The 18,579-nt window shown below is 62.6% G+C and carries 16 protein-coding genes and 1 tRNA gene; 9 read left to right on the plus strand and 8 right to left on the minus strand.

From position 1 onward, the window contains the following. Positions 1-49: 49 nt before the first annotated feature. From WC704_RS09175 to WC704_RS09185, 3 genes are read right to left on the minus strand one after another with little or no spacing between them, the layout of a single operon-like run. Entirely contained in the window at positions 50-1,147 is a 1,098-nt protein-coding gene (locus WC704_RS09175) for an acyltransferase family protein (RefSeq protein WP_372889620.1), read from the minus strand. Next, the gene (locus WC704_RS09180) at positions 1,144-2,499 is read right to left on the minus strand and encodes a putative O-glycosylation ligase, exosortase A system-associated (protein ID WP_372889621.1); all 1,356 of its coding nucleotides are present in this window, start codon (positions 2,497-2,499) and stop codon (positions 1,144-1,146) included. Before WC704_RS09180 ends, WC704_RS09175 begins: the two co-directional genes overlap by 4 nt. After that, on the minus strand, positions 2,492-2,623 hold the full coding sequence (locus tag WC704_RS09185) for a hypothetical protein (RefSeq protein WP_372889622.1): 132 nt from the start codon (positions 2,621-2,623) through the stop codon (positions 2,492-2,494). The genes WC704_RS09180 and WC704_RS09185 overlap by 8 nt, the downstream gene beginning before the upstream one ends. Positions 2,624-2,705: 82 nt before the next feature. Here WC704_RS09185 and WC704_RS09190 point away from each other — a divergent pair, with 82 nt between their 5' ends. The 3 genes from WC704_RS09190 (at position 2,706) to WC704_RS09200 (ending at position 6,330) form a co-directional block, all read left to right on the plus strand. Beyond that, the gene (locus WC704_RS09190) at positions 2,706-3,947 is read left to right on the plus strand and encodes a TIGR04063 family PEP-CTERM/XrtA system glycosyltransferase (RefSeq protein ID WP_372889623.1); all 1,242 of its coding nucleotides are present in this window, start codon (positions 2,706-2,708) and stop codon (positions 3,945-3,947) included. Positions 3,948-3,967: 20 nt separating this feature from the next. Then, a complete protein-coding gene (locus WC704_RS09195; protein ID WP_372889624.1) occupies positions 3,968-4,762 on the plus strand; it encodes a hypothetical protein in 795 nt (264 codons plus the stop codon). Positions 4,763-4,830: 68 nt separating this feature from the next. Further along, positions 4,831-6,330 (plus strand): replicative DNA helicase, encoded by a 1,500-nt coding sequence (locus tag WC704_RS09200; protein WP_372889625.1) that lies wholly within the window; start codon positions 4,831-4,833, stop codon positions 6,328-6,330. A gap of 19 nt (positions 6,331-6,349) precedes the next feature. Here the strand turns inward: WC704_RS09200 and WC704_RS09205 are convergent, their stop codons facing one another. From WC704_RS09205 to rplU, 3 genes are all read right to left on the minus strand, one after another. Then, on the minus strand, positions 6,350-6,889 hold the full coding sequence (locus tag WC704_RS09205; protein ID WP_372889626.1) for a GNAT family N-acetyltransferase: 540 nt from the start codon (positions 6,887-6,889) through the stop codon (positions 6,350-6,352). A 168-nt stretch (positions 6,890-7,057) separates the two neighbouring features. Next, a complete protein-coding gene (gene rpmA, locus WC704_RS09210) occupies positions 7,058-7,327 on the minus strand; it encodes a 50S ribosomal protein L27 (RefSeq protein WP_372889627.1) in 270 nt (89 codons plus the stop codon). Positions 7,328-7,340: 13 nt separating this feature from the next. Continuing rightward, positions 7,341-7,667: a 50S ribosomal protein L21 gene (gene rplU, locus WC704_RS09215; protein WP_372889628.1), complete on the minus strand. Its 327-nt coding sequence runs from the start codon at positions 7,665-7,667 to the stop codon at positions 7,341-7,343. Between the two features lie 520 nt (positions 7,668-8,187). Between rplU and WC704_RS09220 the strand changes: the two genes are divergently transcribed. Then, entirely contained in the window at positions 8,188-10,740 is a 2,553-nt protein-coding gene (locus WC704_RS09220; protein ID WP_372889629.1) for a TonB-dependent receptor plug domain-containing protein, read from the plus strand. Positions 10,741-10,815: 75 nt separating this feature from the next. Here the strand turns inward: WC704_RS09220 and hspQ are convergent, their stop codons facing one another. Then, the gene (gene hspQ / locus WC704_RS09225; RefSeq protein WP_372889630.1) at positions 10,816-11,196 is read right to left on the minus strand and encodes a heat shock protein HspQ; all 381 of its coding nucleotides are present in this window, start codon (positions 11,194-11,196) and stop codon (positions 10,816-10,818) included. A 159-nt stretch (positions 11,197-11,355) separates the two neighbouring features. Here hspQ and WC704_RS09230 point away from each other — a divergent pair. The 5 genes from WC704_RS09230 to WC704_RS09250 all read left to right on the plus strand — a co-directional run bounded on the left by WC704_RS09230 (position 11,356) and on the right by WC704_RS09250 (position 16,248). After that, a tRNA-Ser gene (locus WC704_RS09230) sits at positions 11,356-11,445 on the plus strand. A gap of 304 nt (positions 11,446-11,749) precedes the next feature. Then, positions 11,750-12,814, plus strand: a complete 1,065-nt coding sequence (locus WC704_RS09235) for a cytochrome-c peroxidase (RefSeq protein ID WP_372889631.1) — start codon at positions 11,750-11,752, stop codon at positions 12,812-12,814. A gap of 11 nt (positions 12,815-12,825) precedes the next feature. Then, complete coding sequence (locus tag WC704_RS09240) at positions 12,826-13,149, plus strand: plastocyanin/azurin family copper-binding protein (RefSeq protein WP_372889632.1); 324 nt, start codon at positions 12,826-12,828, stop codon at positions 13,147-13,149. Between the two features lie 19 nt (positions 13,150-13,168). After that, positions 13,169-15,448 (plus strand): methyl-accepting chemotaxis protein, encoded by a 2,280-nt coding sequence (locus WC704_RS09245; protein ID WP_372889633.1) that lies wholly within the window; start codon positions 13,169-13,171, stop codon positions 15,446-15,448. Between the two features lie 467 nt (positions 15,449-15,915). Further along, complete coding sequence (locus tag WC704_RS09250; RefSeq protein WP_209610057.1) at positions 15,916-16,248, plus strand: DUF6481 family protein; 333 nt, start codon at positions 15,916-15,918, stop codon at positions 16,246-16,248. 218 nt (positions 16,249-16,466) lie between these two features. On the opposite strand, the gene WC704_RS09255 is transcribed toward WC704_RS09250, so the two are convergent. After that, the gene (locus WC704_RS09255; RefSeq protein WP_372889880.1) at positions 16,467-18,524 is read right to left on the minus strand and encodes an NAD(+) synthase; all 2,058 of its coding nucleotides are present in this window, start codon (positions 18,522-18,524) and stop codon (positions 16,467-16,469) included. Positions 18,525-18,579: the final 55 nt, after the last annotated feature.

The raw sequence follows: 18,579 nt of genomic DNA on the forward strand, positions 1-18,579 counted from the left end.
GAAGATCCCGCCAGTATGTTTGGCCGTAATGCCGCAAACACGGCGCGCCTCAGGAAGGACTGGAAGAGGCCTGAACGCGTGTGCGCGCCCGCTGCCAGCGGGCGGGGAGGCGGTTCATCCAGTCTTGCGCGGGGCGCTCCACCAGATGGTGGAGCGCCACCGAACTGCCCAGCACCAGCGCCAGATAAAGCGCGATCAGCACCGGCGGAATGGCGTGCGCATCATCGACGAAAGCCAGCTTGAACAGCGTGAACAGCAGGAAGTGACCGAGATAGGTCGCGTAGCTGATCTCCCCCAGATAGTGCAGCGCCGGGGTTTCCAGCGGGTTGCCGCGCCGGTCTGCGGTCAGCGCCAGCGCGAGCAGGAACGCGGCGAACGCGCCGGATATGGTCAGCGTTTCAGGGGCACCCGACAATGCCGTGGCGATACCGGCGACACCGAGCAGCGTCGCCACCAGGGCGGGCAGGGCGGGGGTGTCGCGCCACCGCACCCACAGCGCGCAGATCGCAGAGCCCGTGGCGAATTCGATCAGGCAGCGGCGCAAGCCGAAGGTCCAGATGTCGGTGCCGAGCGTCGGCGCGCCCGCCATCGTCGCGTGCAGCAGCACCAGCAGCGCCGCGATCGTGGCAAGCACCGCCCAACTCGGCACGCGCCGCCAGTCGAGGCTGAACGCCAGCAGCGGAAACAGCAAATACGCCGCCCATTCGGTGCTGATCGACCAGCTCGGGTCGTTCCACGCCAGATGATCGGTAAAGCCCCAATTTTGCAGCAGCAGGATGTGCAGTGGCAAATCGGCAAAGGGCTGATGCACCGCATCATGCTTGCCGAGCGCCAGCATCAGCAGCGCTAGTGCAGTCGCGCACCCGAGCATCACCAAATGCAACGGCCAGATTCGCGCGAGCCGCCGCCACAGAAACCCCGGCACCGCGCCGATCCCGCCGCGCCGCAAGCGCTCACCCCAGCTCAGCCAGATGACGAAGCCCGAGAGCAGGAAGAAGAAATCGACCGCGAGATACCCCTTGGCGAGCACCGCCACCACGCCCTGCGGCAGCCCCGCCACCGACAGGCGGATGTGGTAGAGCACCACCAGCCACGCCGCGATGCCGCGCGCGCCCGTTAGCGCGCGCAGTTCATGCCGTATGCTCATGCCGCGACCGCCTCGGGTCGGGGCGTGCGGATCGGCCGCCATACCGTCGCGCGGCGCTTGCGCGCGAGATAGGTGTCGAGCCCGATTTGCGCGCCGATCAGCATATAGACGAACGGCTGGAACGCGATCGCAATGAACGCCGCACCCAGCAGATAGACGATATGTGCCGATTGCAGCGCGCTGGCGAGCGGGGTCACCCACGCTTGTTCGGTATCCTTGCGGTAGCGATGCCGCAACACCTCCATGCGGATGATGCCGGTGAGATTGATGAGGATCCAGATCGCGAGCCCCGGAAAGCCCTGTTCGCCCAGCATTTCGAAATAGGCGCTGTGGAAAGCGCGCGCCTGGTCGACGGTCAACTTGCGGTCGACGGTGGAGTTGCCGACATCGCCCTCGACCTTTTCGGTATCGTAGCGGATCTTGTTCTGGCGATACATTTCGAAGCCGCCGCCGAGCGGATGCTCCTTGGCATATTCCCACGTCCAGCCCCACACGGCGAGCCGGGTTGAGGCGGATTCATCGCCTTTGTAGGTTTTGATCGTGCCCATCCGCTCAAGGAAAGATGTCGGCAAAAGCGGCACGGCCAGCACGCCCGCCGCGCCGAGCAACCCGAGATAGAGGAGCTTGCGTTTGGTATCGCGCAGCATCAGCAGGGCGACCAGGCCAATGCACAGCAGCCCGGTCCGCGTCGAGGTGCCGACCGGGATCAGCAGGCACGAGAAGACCAGCGCATAGCAGAAGCCCTTCACCTTCCAATCGGGCGGGAAGATTGTGCCGTGGCGCGTGAACCACAGGATCAGCGGGATGATCGCGACCGCGACGGTCGAGATGGTCGAACCCTCATACAGCCCTGAATTGTTGGAGACCATCAGGTTGAGCGTGCCGTAACCACCCCCGCCGCTGGCGATGGTCTTGGCCCCGCCGACGATGATGATCGACGACGCCGACGCCACCATCACCAGCAGCAGCGCCTCGATCCGCAGCTTGGTGCGCAGCGTGAAGGGCAGGAAGGCGGCGAAGGCGAGCGCTTTCCATACCCATCCCCATTTATCGAGCGCCTCCACCGGAAAATCGGCATTGATCGTGGTGGCATAGCAATAGGCCAGCAGCAGCACGATCAACACCTGGCGCGGCGCGATGCGCGTGCCCGATTTGTCATCGGCCAGCGCCCAGCCGCCGACCGAGAGCACCACCGCGATCAGCGAGATCGGAATGGCGTTGAGCAGATAATAGGTCAGCCGCTGCGGGCTGACGATGTCGATATAGACATAGGCCAGCACGAACAGGAACGGACGGCGAAAGCCCGCCGCGAAGAAGGCGCCGAGGAAGGCGACGAAGAACAGGTCACGCACGCGGGCGGCCTTTCCTTGGCGGCGGGGGCACGTCTTCGCGGTCAAGATCGGGTCGGCGCAGCAATCGCCACACCGCCAGCGCGATCAGGCCGTGGCTGATCGCGAGCGCGAAATTGTCGATCATGAGGCGGCCTGACTTTCCACGGGAGCGGTGTAGGGCGTGCGGGTTGAGGCTCCGTTAAGCAGTGCTGCGTTATGGCGCGCTTATGCGCATCCTCCACATCCTGGACCACGGCTTGCCACTGCAAAGCGGCTATACCTTCCGCACGCGGGCAATCCTGAAGAGCCAGATGCGGCACGGCTGGCAGGTTGCCGCCATCACCGGCCCGCGCAACGGCGCGCGCGACGCGGCGGCGGAAACGGTCGATGGCATCGATTTCTTCCGCACCCCGCCCGTTCCAGAAATGATGAGCCCCTTTGGCGAATTGCGCGAGATCCGCGCCTTTGCCCGCCGCATCGATGAGGTGGTCGCGGAGTTTCAGCCCGACATTCTGCACGCGCATTCGCCCGTGCTGGACGCGGTCGCGGCATTGCGGGTGGCGCGCCGCCGCAAGCTGCCGCTGGTGTATGAGATTCGCGCTTTTTGGGAGGATGCCGCCGTTGGCAACGGCACGGGGCGCGAAGGATCGCTGCGCTACCGCGCGACGCGTGCGCTCGAAACCTGGGCAGTGCGGCGCGCCGATGCGGTGGCGGTGATTTGCGATGGGTTGCGCCGCGATCTCGTGCAACGCAGCATCGATCCGGCCAAGCTGCTGGTGTCGCCCAACGGTGTCGATATGGCGGTGTTTGGCGAACCATTGGCCTATGATCGGGTGCTGGCCGGATCGCTGGGGTTGCAGGATGCGGAGGTAGTCGGTTTCATCGGCAGCTTTTACGATTATGAAGGCCTTGATGATTTGATCGCGGCGATGCCGACGCTGGTCACGGCGCGGCCCAAGGCGCATCTGGTGCTGGTCGGCGGCGGGCCGATGGAGGAGCCCTTGCGCGCCCAGGCTGCGGCGTCGCCGGTGGCGGCGCATATCCACTTTATCGGTCGGGTGCCGCATACCGAGGTCGATCGCTATTACAGCCTGATCGACGTGCTGGCCTATCCGCGCAAGCGAATGCGGCTGACCGATCTCGTCACGCCGTTAAAGCCGCTGGAGGCGATGGCGCAGCGTCGGTTGGTTGCCGCATCGGACGTGGGCGGGCATCGCGAGCTGATTCGCCACAATGATACCGGCACGCTGTTTCCACCCGACGACCCGGTGGCGATGGCGCGCGCGCTGGCTGCCTTGCTGGCGGATCGTGATGGCTGGGAAGGGCGGCGCGCGCGCGGTCGCGCCTTTGTCGAGGCGGAGCGCAACTGGGCGGTGAATGTCGCGCGTTATGCTCCTGTTTACCAGAAACTTACCGGTGGCGTGGCATCGTTCCCGTCATGGCCGTGTTCTCCCGTTCCCAATCTCTGATTCTCCCGGTGGCGCCGGTGGTGGCTGGCATCATCGGCGTGCTGACCGCCGCGATGTTCGCGGTGGTGCCGACCGACCTGCTCGAATCGATGGTGGTCGATAGCGGGATCGCCGCGGTCCTGTCCGCTGCCGAGCCGCCACTTGGGCTTACCGCGCGATTGGTGCTGGTGCTGCTGTGTGGCGGGGGCGTCGGCATGATCGCCTGGTTCGCGCTGTTCCTGGCGTTCGGCGCGCGGACGATGGTGGTCCAGCGCTCGCGTGGGGACCGGAGCCACGCGCCGGTGTTGCGTCGCGCGGATGCCCATCCCGATGCACCGGCCCGCCGCCCGCTCTTTGCCAATACCGATCTCGGCACGCCGTTTCTCGATGTGCGTGCGCGGCCCGTTCATGTCACGGCGCCGACGGTAGTGGAGCCGCCGGTCGAACGACCGCTCCCAATCGATCTCGATCAACCGCTCGCCGCTTATGATCGCGCAGCGGTGCCCGAGACGCCGCTCAATTGGTCGCCGACCCCGGCGCGGGCGGAGCCCGTTGTCATCCTTCCCGCCGAACGCCCGCAGACTTTCGATCCCGGCGAGCGCTTCGAAACCTTCCCGTTGACCCCAATGGTGCGATCAACCGCCGAGCCGGTGGCGGACGCACCGGCACCGCCGGTCGCGCCGCCGCGCGGTGATCCGTCCGAGACGATCCATGCCCTGCTCGACCGGCTGGAGCGCGTGGTCGGCCAGCGCACCCCTGCTGCCCCACCGTCGCCGCAGGAAACGTTGGAGGATACTTTGGCCGTGCTGCGCCGCATGGCGACGGGCGCGCGCTGACACGGTTATCCCCGGCTTTAATCGCGCGCGCCCCTTGAGTGGCGGCGGCTGGGGTGGGACAAGGGGGCATGGCCACCGCATTCGCACCTCCGACCGAACCCGAAACCGTAACGCTGCCGCAAAATGTCGAGGCCGAGGCGGCGATGCTCGGCGCGATGATGATCGACAACCGCCTGGCGGACGATCTGATCGACCGGCTCCAGCCCGAACATTTCTACGAGCCGCTGCACGGGCGCATCTTCGCCGCGATTCGCACGCTGCGCAGCAACGACATGCTGGCGAGCCCGGTCACGCTGCGCCCGATGTTCGAACAGGATGCCGGGATGCGCGAATTGGGCGGTCCGGGGTATCTTGCGCAATTGACTGGCTCGGGGGCGGGGCTGCTCGGCGCGCGTGAGTTTGCCAAGCAAATCTATGACCTTGCGATGCTGCGTACACTGGTAACGGTCGGGCGTGGGCTGGTCGAGCGCGCGATGGATACGTCGGAAGAGGTCAACCCGCGCGCGCAGATCGAAGCGGCCGAGGAAGAACTCTACAAGGTCGCCGCCGATGGTGGCAGCGATACCCAGATCAAAACCTTCGTCCAGGCGTCGACCATCACGATCAAAATGGCCGAGGTTGCGCTCAATTCGGGCGGGCATATTTCGGGCATCACCACGGGCCTTGAAAGCCTGAACGCCAAGATTGGCGGTATGCACCGCTCCGACTTGATGATCCTCGCCGGGCGTCCGGGCATGGGCAAGACCTCGCTTGCCACCAACATCGCGTATAACGCCGCGCAACGCTGGATGCGCGACATGGCCGACGGGATCGATCCCGAGCGCTCGCTGGGGGCCAAGGTTGCGTTCTTCAGCTTGGAAATGTCGGCCGATCAGCTTGCCGGGCGTATTCTGGCCGAGCAATCGGGCATCAATTCGGAAGTGCTGCGCTCGGGCAAGATCAAGCGCGAGGAGTTTCACAAGCTGGCGGCGGCGGCGGCGAGCCTGGAGACGCTGCCCTTGTTCATCGATGATAGCGCCGGGCTTTCGATCGGCGCGCTGCACACACGCGCGCGGCGGTTGCAGCGCAAACTCAATAACCAGCTTGGCTTCATTGTGGTCGATTACTTGCAGTTGTTGTCGGGCACCGCCAAGAGTTCGGGCGACGGGCGCGTGCAGGAAATTTCCGAGATCAGCCGCGGTCTGAAGAATATCGCCAAGGACTTGAACGTGCCGGTGATGGCGCTGTCGCAGCTCAGCCGCGCGGTCGAGCAGCGCGAGGACAAACGGCCAATGCTGTCGGACCTGCGCGAATCGGGCTCGATCGAGCAGGACGCCGACATGGTGATGTTCGTCTATCGCGAGGATTATTACCTCAACATGACCCAGCCCGAGATCCCGACCGCAGGCAGCCCGGCGGACGTGCAGGACAAGCACGCCAAATGGTCCGAGCGGCTGTCGCGCGTCGATGGTCTGGCCGAGCTGATCGTCGCCAAGCAACGCCACGGTTCGACCGGAAAGGTGACGCTGAAGTTTGAACCCAACATCACCAAATTCTCGGACTTTGGCGGCTTCGTTCCGGAATATTGAGCGCCGCCGCGCGCGACCGTCAGGCCGCGAGCGGGATGGCGTGGGCGACGTCCAGATCGAGTTCGAGCTTCACGCACGGCACATCGTGGCCACGCGCGCGGCAATGCTGGTGTTCGATTCGCCCGGTGGGTGAGAAACCGAGCTTCGCCAGCACGCGACCAGAGGCCGGGTTGTCGACGAAATGCCCCGCGCTAAGGCGCTTCAGACCCAGAGCATAACGCGCGATTTGCACCATCTGTCGCCCGGCTTCGGTGGCATAGCCACGGCCCCATGCATCGGGGGTGAGCCAATAGCCGAGTTCATAGCGATCGCCTTCGGGATGCACGCCGATTCCGCCGATGATTCGCGGCGTGCCGCTTTCCAGGCTGGTGATGAGCATGAAAACGTCGGTCGCAGGGCGCGAACACGTCAGAAAGTCCCGCGCATCGTGCTCGCCATACGGCCAGGGCGCGCGCGACAGCTTGGTGACCACGCATTCATGACCCATCGCCGCCGCCAGCGCAGGGGCATCTTCCGGCCAACCCGGCCGCAGCGTCAATCTTGGGGTACGAGCGAACATTTATACTCTCCTCGTCGCCGTCACATGCCCGTCTCTCGTGACGGCCAAGCGACAATGGGTGGGGAGGGAGCATGAAAAAAAGGGAGACCGGGGCGACCCGTCTCCCTTATTCGGTAGTCTGAAACTACCCGGATCGCCCTGGTGGGCAACCCGGATGGTCACCCGATGTTATTCAGCGGCAATCGCCGGCATTTCTACCGAGCAGAATTTGCGACCGAGCTTGCCTTGATGGAAGGTCACGCGGCCTTCAGTCAGCGCGAACAAGGTGTGATCCTTGCCGATGCCGACATTGGTGCCCGGGTAAAATTTGGTGCCGCGCTGACGCACGAGAATGTTGCCCGGAATGACGGCTTCGCCACCGAACTTCTTCACGCCAAGGCGACGACCGGCCGAATCACGACCGTTACGCGAGGAACCGCCTGCTTTCTTATGTGCCATCTCGAATTACTCCTTACGCCTGAGCGGCCGGTGCTGCGGCTTCGCCACCGATCGCGGTGATGCGCAGAATCGTGTGCTGCTGACGATGGCCGTTCTTGCGGCGATAGTTGTGGCGACGACGCTTCTTGAAGACGATGACCTTGTCGGCCTTCGCCTGCGCGATGATCTCTGCCGAGACCGTGAGGCCCTCGACCGACTTCAGCTCCGAGCCTTCGCCCGCCAGCAGGATATCGCCGAGCGTGATCGACGCCCCGGCCTCGCCCTCGAGCTTTTCGACGACGATCTTGTCTCCGGCGGCAACACGATACTGTTTGCCGCCCGTGCGCACGATTGCGAACATGGGCCTCATCACTTTCAAAAATACCTGTGCCCCACGCACGGCGAACCGAGCGCGGGAAAGAAGCGCCGACTATGCGACACAGGGCGCGCTGTCAACCGCCGAGGCGCGCCGAGGGCATCGGAAAGTTGTTGCCCAAACGCAATAGTCGGTCCGAAACCGTCCTAATTTTGGATGAACTAGCGGCCTTGCGTGAACTTTATGTTGCATTGCGAAACGGTCTATGGCGTCATTCGATTCGGAACAGATGAGGCGGGCTCGATTCCGGCAATAAAATGTCGTGGTCGAGTATCAAGCAACACGGTGATTCCCGATGCGTAGATGTCGAATGTGGCTTGCCGCATTCGATGGATGTGGTCGTGTCAAATTATCTGCAGGGTTATTCGAATGCCGTGCTGTGCGGCAGGAGGAGCTGTGTCCGTTACTCATGTGGCGGCGCAAATGAGGTGTGTATTCGAGAAAAAATAACGCGTTGGGAGTGGATGGACTGAAGGTCACCTGTTTTTTGGGGGATCTCACAGCCATGTACAAATATTCGATTTCGCTTTTCGCGCTGGCCGTTGGCAGCGTGGCCGCAGCGCCTGCTTTTGCGGATGCAAAGACCGACAACACCATTGCGGCACCAGCACCGACAGATCCCGCGCCCGACGCAAGCGCGCCCGAACAATCCGACATTATCGTCACCGGCACGCGTCGCACCGGCACGACGGCGGCGGAAAGCGCCACGCCGATCAAGGTGTTGGGGGCGGATGAACTGTCGCGGGTCGGGCAACCCAACCTCAATCAGGTGCTGACGCAATTGGTGCCGTCCTTCACCGCACAGGCCTTTGGCGGCGACACCGCCAATTTGACGCTGTCGGCACGTTTGCGTGGGCTCAGCCCCAACCACACGCTGGTGCTCATCAACGGCAAGCGTCGCCACGGCACCGCAAACCTTGCCGTGCTTGGCGGACCATATCAGGGGGCGGCGACTGCCGATCTCGACCTGATTTCGCCCAGTTCGATCGCGCGGATCGAAGTGCTCGAAGACGGGGCTGCCGCGCAATATGGATCGGACGCGATTGCGGGCGTCATCAACATCATCCTCAAGGACGATGCGCAGGGCGGATCGGGCTATGCCACCGCAGGCCAGAATTATGATGTCGGCGGCGAAACCTATGCCGGGACGGCCCATTTGGCGACCAAGATCGGCGAGGACGGCTTCATCAACGTAACGTTGTTCCACCGTTTCCATGATTTTACGCAAATCGGCGGGCTCGATCGCCGTGTGACCGACCGGAACGGCAATTTGCTGACCACGGCGACCAGCCCCGCGCTTTCGGCGGCGCAGCAGGCGCTGTATCGGAACATTCCGGGTTTCCCCTACGTCAATCGAATCAATGGCGATGCGAAGTCGTGGCTCACCAACGTCCAGTATAATGCGGCTTATGATTTCGGTGACGTTACCGCATACAGCTTCGGCTCGTTCAGCAAGCGTATCGCCAGCGCCTATGAGAATTTGCGCGTTCCCGATCGCGTGATCGCCTCGCCGGTGCTCGGCGTGGCGGGCAACCTGGCCACACCGGGCGAACTGATCCCGTTCCCGCTGGGCTTCAACCCGCGCGAAGGCATTCGGGAAGACGACTATGCCTTTACCGGTGGATTGAAGGGCGCGGTCGGCGCGGTGAAGTTCGACCTCAGCACCACCTATGGCAAGGACAAGAACCTCATCTACACGCTCGATTCGGCAAACCGTTCGCTGTTTATCGACACGCATTTCACGCCGCGTGATTTCTACGACGGATCGTTCACCTCGTCCGAATTTACCGCCAATGCCGATTTCTCGACCGAATTTGACCTCGGCATGGCAGTCCCGCTGAACGTTGCGTTTGGCGGCGAATATCGCAAAAACAAATATTCGATCGGTTCGGGCGATCCGGGGTCGATCTACAAGGAAGGTGGGCAGTCCTATCCGGGCTTCCGTCCGTCCGACGCGGGTACGCATAGCCGCGAGAACGAATCGCTGTATCTGGATGTCGCCGCGTCTCCGGTGGCGGCGCTGAAGCTCGATGGCGCGGTGCGCTATGAGCATTACTCGGACTTCGGCAGCCAGGTGATCTTCAAGGGAACGGGGCGGTACGATTTCTCGCACGCTTTTGCCCTGCGCGGTACGGTGTCGACCGGTTTCCGCGCGCCGACGCTTGCCGAATCCTATTATTCGGCAACCAACGTCTCGCCGACCTCTGCCTTCGTGCAGTTGCCGGCCAATTCTGCGGCGGCCAAGCTGATCGGCTTCCAGAATTTGAAGCCTGAAAAATCGACCAACTTCAGCGCGGGCGGCGTGTTCCGCACGGGCAAGCTGACGGTCACGCTCGATGCCTATCAAGTAAAGATTCGCGACCGTATTCTCGGCACCGGATCGATCTTCGGCAGTGGGGGCGCGACCAACTTTGCGATTGTGAGAGACGCGATCGTCGCCAACGGCAATGTGCTCGATCCGACGGTGACGCAGACCGGCATCAACATCTTCACCAACGGGGCGAGCACGCGCACGCGCGGGGTTGAACTGACGGCGAACGTGCCCTCGGATTTCGGAAGCTGGGGCAAGGTAAGCTGGAGCCTGTCGGGCAATTATAACGAGACCAAGATCACCAAACTCGGCGTGGCCCCGGCATCGCTTGGCGGCATCCCGCTGTTTGATCTGAGCGCCCGCGCCAACCTCGAAACGGCCTCGCCCAAGTTCAAGGCCATCGCCTCCGCCTTGTGGACGATCGGTCCGGTTTCGGCGACGGCGCGCGGGACTCTCTACGGTCAGTCATCGACCTATGCGAGCCCCGATGGCGGCACCTATTACCGCCAGAAGGTTCCCACCGCGTTCATCGCGGATTTGGAGGCAACGTATAAGCTCGTGGCCGGCATCGAGCTGACCGCGGGTGCGAACAACGTGTTCAACAAGCGTCCGCCGACGGTGTCGCTGGTGCCGGGCACGACCAACACGACGTTGGTCAACGGCGGCAACGTGATCGATGCACCGCTGAGCGCCGCATATGGCATTAACGGTGGCTATTATTACGGGAAGGTCTCGTTCAAGTTCTGAGCGGACATTCCATTCGAACACACGGAAAGGGGGCCTGCGTGGCCCCCTTTCTATGTCAAAACGTGGTGGCCGCGATCAGTGGCGATGTTCGCGCCGCAGCGGATATTTGCCGTCCTCATAATCCCCGAACAGCCCCGAAATGGCGGGGTGGTCGACCGGCTCGTCGCTGTCATCGGGCACCAGATTTTGCTGGCTGACATAAGCCACGTAGCTCGACTCCATGTTTTCGGCGAGCAGGTGATAGAAGGGCTGATCCTTGCGCGGCCGCAGCTTTTCCGGGATCGCGTCATACCATTCGTCGCTGTTCGCGAAGATCGGATCGATATCGAACACGACGCCACGAAAATCGAACATGCGGTGGCGCACGACGTCGCCAATGGCGAAGCGCGCGTGCGCGATTGGGGGAAGGGTGATGGCGCTGTCGAACGGCAAAGCCGAATTGGTGGTGCGGGGCATAAGCACAATTTAGGCGCTCTTCCGCAAGGCACAAGCAAATGCTGTGCTTTTGTGCATGCGCAAACGCTTGCCTCCGCCCGATCACTGCGTTAGAGGCGCCCGCTCACCGACCGGTGCCGCTTTTTGGATTTTCCATCGAACGGCATCTTATGACCTCGCGGAGAGGTGGCAGAGTGGTCGAATGTACCGCACTCGAAATGCGGCGTGGGTGCAAGCTCACCGTGGGTTCGAATCCCACCCTCTCCGCCAAGGGCCTGTCCGCGACATGGCCGAACCGTCCATCGGTTTAAAAAATCCTTGAAATTATAGGGATCTTTGCGGTTCGGCCCGATCCTGGTGGCTCCAACGCCTCTGCGCTGCCAAGCTTGGAGCAAATGCGTGCTGCGCCCCACCGATAATCGCGCGCGGCTGTTGGGGCGCGGCCCGGCCCAAAGCCCGAATGGTCAATATATCCGATTTACGCATATTTAACGATGCTTCTCCTATTCAAAACCTATGTGGCTCTGGGGGCGGAGCTACAATGGGTATGACGTAGATTATCGGAGAACGGGGTATGGGCCGGACCACATTCGGCAAATTCGTGCGCGGCAGCGTTGCCGTGGCGGCGCTGGCGTGCGGTGCCGTTGCTCTTGCGCAGACACTGCCAGATTCGGCGGTGAGTGCGCTGAGTATCGATCCATTGGCGCTGTCCAAGATGCTCGCCGATTATCGGCGCCCCAACACCATTCCTGAATCCGCCGACAACCCGACGACGCCGTACAAGGCGCAGCTCGGCAAGATGTTGTTCTTCGATCCGCGACTGTCGGGCTCAGGCTCGATTTCCTGCGCATCGTGTCACAATCCTTCGTTCGCGTGGCAGGATGGTCTGGCCAAGGGCGTCGGCGATCATGGCCATGTGCTGGGTCGGCATACCCCGACGATCCTCAACAGCGCCTGGGCCGAACCCCTGTTCTGGGATGGTCGCGCCGATTCGCTGGAACAACAGGCGATGGGGCCGATGCTGGCCGCCGCCGAAATGGCGGGATCACCCGAAAAGGTGCTGGAAACGATCAACACCGTCCCGGAATATCGGGATGGCATGACGAAAGTCTTCCCCGGTGAAAAGCTGAGCGTCGAGAATGTGGCCAAGCTGCTCGCGGTTTTCGAACGCACCGTGGTGTCGAGCGATGCGCCTTTTGACCAGTGGGTGAAGGGCAATACCAACGCGATTTCGGATTCGGCAAAGCGCGGCTTTGTCTTGTTCAACACCAAGGCAAATTGCGCGTCGTGCCATTCGGGCTGGCGATTTACCGATGACGGTTTTCACGACATTGGCATTGCGGGCGATGATATGGGGCGTGGCAAGATCGTCGCCGGCATCGTGCAACTGGAACGAGCGTTCAAAACACCAACTCTGCGCAACATCGTCCAGCGCGCCCCTTATATGCACGACGGGTCGGTCCGGACGCTGGAGGCTGTTGTCGATCACTACGATCATGGTTTCATACAGCGCCCGTCGCTCTCCGATCAGGTCAAACCCTTGCACCTGACCGATCAGGAAAAGGCCGATATTGTCGCATTCATGAAAACACTGACAAGTATGGATGCGCCGGTCGAATATCCGGTGCTGCCACGATAAGGAACTTTAAAATGACCAAGTACAAAATTGCCCTGGGTCTGGGTGGCGTAGTTTTTGCAGCCGGCGTCGCCTGGGCCGGGGCAACGATCAATATCGATCAAAAAGGGCTGACGTTCAGCGCTGCATCGCTGGCGGTCAGCAAGGGCGATGTCGTTTCGTTCAACAACAACGACTCGACGTCGCACAACATCCTGGTGACGGGCAATGGCGTGTCGCTGAACAGCGGCCTTCAGGCTCCCGGTGTCAGCTTCAAGGCGCCATTTTTGAAGCCCGGCATGTATCAAGTGACCTGCGGCATTCATCCAAAGATGAAAATGACCGTCACGGTCAAGTAAGAGAGACTGAAGATATATCATGGCAACTGGCAACGACCCTCAAGAAACGCCTCGCTTTCCTGGTATTCTCCGCTTCATTCACTGGAGTTTGGCGTTTCTGGTCGCGTGCCAGTTTGCTTTGATCCTGGTTCTTCACAATCTGGAATCGTTGACTTTTGGCAAGGCGGTGCTCGATCTGCATCGGCAGTGCGGCACCGTGGTACTGTTGCTGATCCTGTTTCGGTTCGCCCTATTTGTTGCGGTCCACCCCCCTCGAGACACCCGGTTGCCCTTCTGGCAAAAGCTGGCTTCGCAGCTTGTGCATGGCCTGGTAATGCTGGCGCTCGCCGCGCAACCGGTGTTGGGCATGATTACCGCCTGGGCACGCGGCGACGACGTTACACTGTTCCATGTTATCAACTTGCCAGTTTTGGTCCATGCAACCAACGAGCAGGGGGTCACGCTGGAAGCGTGGCACAAATGGCTGGCCTATGGCATGATCGCGCTGATCGCGGTGCATATCGGCGCGGTGATGTTCAATCACATTTTCCGGCGCGTGGCGATCATCGAACGGATGCTGGCGCAACCGCGCGCCGACCGGATGGTCAACCGCGTACCGGTGCTTGCGCAATTGGGCATCGCCTGCGCCGCAATCCTGTCGCTGACATTGGGGGCGGGCATTTACGGCGCGTATAAATATACCGAATTCAACAAGCTTCATTCCCAGTTCGACGAAACCGAGGCATCTGCGCTCGATGATTTGCGCTCGGCTCAGCTCGCTGCGCATTCGCTAGGTGCGGCTTCGCCGGGTGCGGCGCCGGATGCGGCGGCCATCAAGAATGTCGCCGACAGCGCGACGAACGTGCTGCCCAAGGTTACCGATGCAGGCGTGCGCGACAATGCCCAAAAGGCCGCGCATGGCTTTGCCGCTGGTGATGTCGCAGGTGCAACCACCGCGCTCGACAGCGCTGCCGACGGGATGGCGATGGTTGCGTTCCAGCGCAAACTGGACTTGACCGAAATCGCCTCGCAAGGGCGCGACCTGATTATCCTCGCCCTTGCGCCGACGGTTTTTGCCAGTGCGGTTATCGCTTTCCTGCTGTCACGATCGATCTTGCTCGCGCTCAGCCGGGCGCGCCTGATGGTTCGTTCCGTTGGCAGCAGCGAACGCGAGAGTGAAATAGCCGTGTCGGGCCACGGGGAATTCGCGCAGTTGATGCGCGAAATCGTCACGATGCGCCACCGCGTCGCAGAGCGCGAGCGCGAACGCCACGAGCTTGAGGCCAAAATCACCCGAAAACATGCCGAACAACAAGCCGTTGTCGTCGATCAGGTTGGCGCTGGTATGTCGGCCTTGGCAATCGGCAACCTGACCTATCGGATCGAAACGCCGTTTGAAGGCGCCAGCGACCAGATTCGTGTAAATTTCAACGCCGCAATGGATACGCTTGAAGGGCTGATGCGTGTTGTCCTCGATTCGTCGGACAGCATTCATTCGGGGTCATCCTCGGTCTCGATGGCGGCAGAGAGTCTGGCGTCGCGTACCGAAATGCAGGCCAATGGCCTCACCGAAACCGCCGCAGCGATGGCCCGCCTTGCTGCTGACGTGCGCGAATCGTCCGAGGGTACGGTGCGGGCCGCGACCAGCGTTCGGTCTGCCCGCCGGATCGCCGATGATTCACGCGAAGTCGTCCAAAAAACCGTCACCGCGATGGCCGACCTGGAAACCTCCGCCCGCCAAATCATGGAAGTGGTGGCGGCCATCGACCGGATCGCGTTCCAGACCAACATGCTGGCGCTCAACGCCGGGGTGGAGGCGGCTCGCGCAGGGCAGGCAGGGGCAGGCTTTGCCATCGTCGCCCAGGAAGTACGCGCTCTCGCCGGTCGGGCCGCAGAGGCCTCGGAATCGGCGCGCAAGCTGATCGGCGAATCGACCGGCCAGATTGGCACCAGCTCCGAACTCGTTTCGAAGACGGGCGCCGCGCTGCACCGGATTATCGAAGAGGTCGGCAACATCGACAATGTCGTTCAGCACATTGCGGGGTCGGCGCAAAAACAGGCTAAGGATATTCAGCAAATCAACGGCACGATCCAGCATGTCGATACGGCTGTGCAGGAAAATGCCGCGATGGCCGAAGAAACGACCGCCGCAATCCGGGAAATCACGTCGAATTCGGCAACGCTCGACGAACTGGTCCGCCATTTCCGCGTCAGCGACGGCGAAGTCTACGAAGACGAGGAATACGAGGAATACGAGGAATACGAGGAAGTCGATTCCAACGAACGGTATTTCCAGCATTCGCGTCTCCGCGCCGCCTGAGGCGTCGGCACGCGACGCGTAGCACCGGTGCCCCGCCTCGCGTGACGGCACCGGTGCCGGGAGGTCCGCCCAAACGAGCGGCATTATAGCGAGCGTGGTTTCGGCGAGCGCTTCCTCTCCCCGCTGAAGCGCTTGCATCCCATCGCGATCCGCTATAGCAGGCGCGCCGCAGACCTTCTCGCCAAACCCCGGTTCGCTTCAATGCGGCTACGGCCTCTGGGCTTATCGGCCTGGGGCTTGGGTTTATCTCAATCTTACGAGAGACGTTTTGTGAGACGGAGGCACAGATTGGGCCACCGCAAATTCGCCTGATATGCGTTTCGGGTGGAAATTTGGTGGTACAGGCAGCCATTCTTTGGAGGGGTGCCAATTTAATAAATGTATTAAAATTATGGTGTTAGCTCCAAATTTTAAATCTCGCCCTTCCCGTCATTTCTTTCCTGACAGACTCCCGCTAAAGGCCCCGCATGGCATCGTATAAGGAACCCTCGTTCAAGGATCGCGCAGCCCTTTCGGCCGACGCGAAGCAACGCGCGCTTGAGAAGCTGAAGGCCAAGCCGCCGATCGATCCCGCAGTCGCTGCTGCCCGCGCCGCCGCGCGCGAGGCGAAAGAAGCTGCGGAAGCCAAGAAGCGCGAAGAGAAGAAGGCCGCGATCGAACAGGCGCGGCTCGAAAAGATCGCCAAGGCCGAAGCCGCCGAACGCGCGATCGAAGAGGCCAAACAGGCCGCGATCCAGGCCGAAATCGACAAGAAAGCGGCGCGCGACGCCCGCTACGCGGCACGCAAGAGCCGCAAGTAAGGCGCTTTCGGCGCGTTTTTCGCTGGGTGCCGCGCAACGGACCGATCCGCCCGATTACGGGCCGACCCACCCCCAACCCCTCCCTTCCAGGGAGGGGAGGCGGAAGGCGTCGACGTTCCTCCCCTCCCTGGAAGGGAGGGGTTGGGGGTGGGTTGCTCTACAAAGGGCAATCGCGATCACCGGCGGACTGCCCCCTAAATCTCGCTGCCAGCGAGGCGCTACTGCGGTAGCCCGCGCGCCAGTTCCTCCAGCCACACCCGCGCCGTGCCGTCCGAGGGCGCACGCCAGTCACCGCGCGGGCTGAGTGCACCGCCGCTCGACACCTTCGGCCCATTGGGAATCGCCGAGCGCTTGAACTGGCTCGTTGCGAAGAAGCGCACCAGAAACTTTTCCAGCCAGAGCGCAATCGTCGGCAAATCATACGCGACGCGCGCCGATAGCGGCACGTCGCGCGGCCAGCGGCCCGCGCTCGCATCGCGCCAGGCGTGCAGCGCGAGGAAGGCGATCTTCGACGGTGCCATGCCGTGGCGCACGACATAATGCAGGAAGAAATCGTTGAGCGCATACGGCCCGATTCGCGCTTCGGTGCTCTGGATCGCGCCATCGGCCCCCGCCGGCACCAGTTCGGGCGAGATTTCGGTCGCGAGAATCGCCTCGAGGATGTGGTCGGTCTCGGCATCATATTGCCGGTCGCGGATGCACCAGCGAATCAGAAACTGGATCAGCGTTTTGGGCACACCGGCGTTGACGGCATAGTGGCTCATCTGGTCGCCGACGCCGTACGTGCACCATCCGAGCGCCAATTCGGACAGGTCGCCCGTGCCGACCACCAGCCCGCCGCGCTGATTGGCCAGGCGGAACAGATAATCGGTGCGCAGGCCCGCCTGCACATTCTCAAAGGTCACGTCATAGGCGGGCGCGCCTTCGGCAAAGGGGTGGCCCATATCGGCGAGCATCTGGGTCGCGGCGGGGCGGATGTCGATTTCGTCGCCATCGACGCCGAGTGCACGCATCAGCGCCCAGGCATTGCTCTTGGTATGCTCGCTGGTGGCAAAACCCGGCATGGTGAAGGCGAGGATATGGTCGCGCGGCAGGCCCAGCCGGTCCATCGCCTTGGCCGCCACGATCAGCGCGTGCGTCGAATCGAGCCCGCCCGACACGCCGATGACGAGGCGTTCGGCGCGGGCGGTCTGAAAGCGCTTGAGCAGCCCCTCGACCTGGATGTTGAACGCCTCATAGCAATCGGCGTCGAGCTTTTCGGGGGTGTTGGGCACGAACGGGAAGCGGCGCGTGTCGCGCAGCAGCCCGATATCGCCAAAATCGGGTTTGTGTTCGAAGCTGACGCGGCGGAAGCGCTTTTCGGGGTCGTCCGCCAGCCGCGCGGCATCGTTGAAGGTGCCGACGCGCATCCGTTCCTGCTCGATTCGCTCGGCATCAATATCGGCGAGCAGCAGGCCCGGCGCGCGCGCGAACCGGCTCGATTCGGCGAGCAGTTCGCCCAGTTCGTGCACCATCGCCTGACCGTCCCAGGCAAGATCGGTGGTGCTTTCCCCCGGTCCGGCCGCCGAAAAGACATAGGCGCAGATCGCACGCGCCGATTGCGCGGCGCACAGCAACGCCCGCTCGCGCGCCTTGCCGACGACGATGTTGGAGGCTGACAGGTTGCAGCAAATCAACGCGCCCGCCAGCGCGCCCATCGTCGAGGGCGGGGTGGGGGCCCAGAAATCCTCGCAAATCTCGGCATGGAACACGAAATGTTCGAGATCGCTCGCCGCGAACAGCAGATCGGTGCCAAACGGCGCGGTCTGCCCCGCGACCGTGATGTGGCATGGCGCGGTGATCCCGGCACCGCTCGCGAACCAGCGTTTCTCATAATATTCGCGGTAATTGGGCAGGAACACCTTGGGCACCACGCCCAGAATGCGCCCGCGCGCGATCACCACCGCGCAATTGTACAGTCGCCCGTTGCGCGGCAGTGCCGCCCCCACGACCAGCACGGGGCGCAACTTGGCGGTCGCCGCCGCCACCGCCGCCAGCGCTGCCTCGGTCGCGTGATGCTGCGCGGTCTGCAAATGCAGATCGTCGATCGCATAGGAGGTGAGGCTGAGTTCGGGGAAGACCAGCAAGTCCGCGCCCTGTTTGTGGCCGTCCTTGGCCAGCGCGATCGTCGCCTCGGCATTAGCGAGCGTGTCGCCGACGGTCGCGCAGGGGGTACACGCCCCGACGCGGATTAGCCCGTGGGTGTGGATCGAGTGGAACGGGTGCACCTTCGCCATGCCTGCGACGTAGCGACGTTTGCGCGGCATTGCCACCATGCTAGGGGATTGGCGT

Origin of the sequence: Sphingomonas sp. (assembly GCF_041661885.1) — a bacterium.
Lineage (GTDB): Bacteria > Pseudomonadota > Alphaproteobacteria > Sphingomonadales > Sphingomonadaceae > Sphingomonas.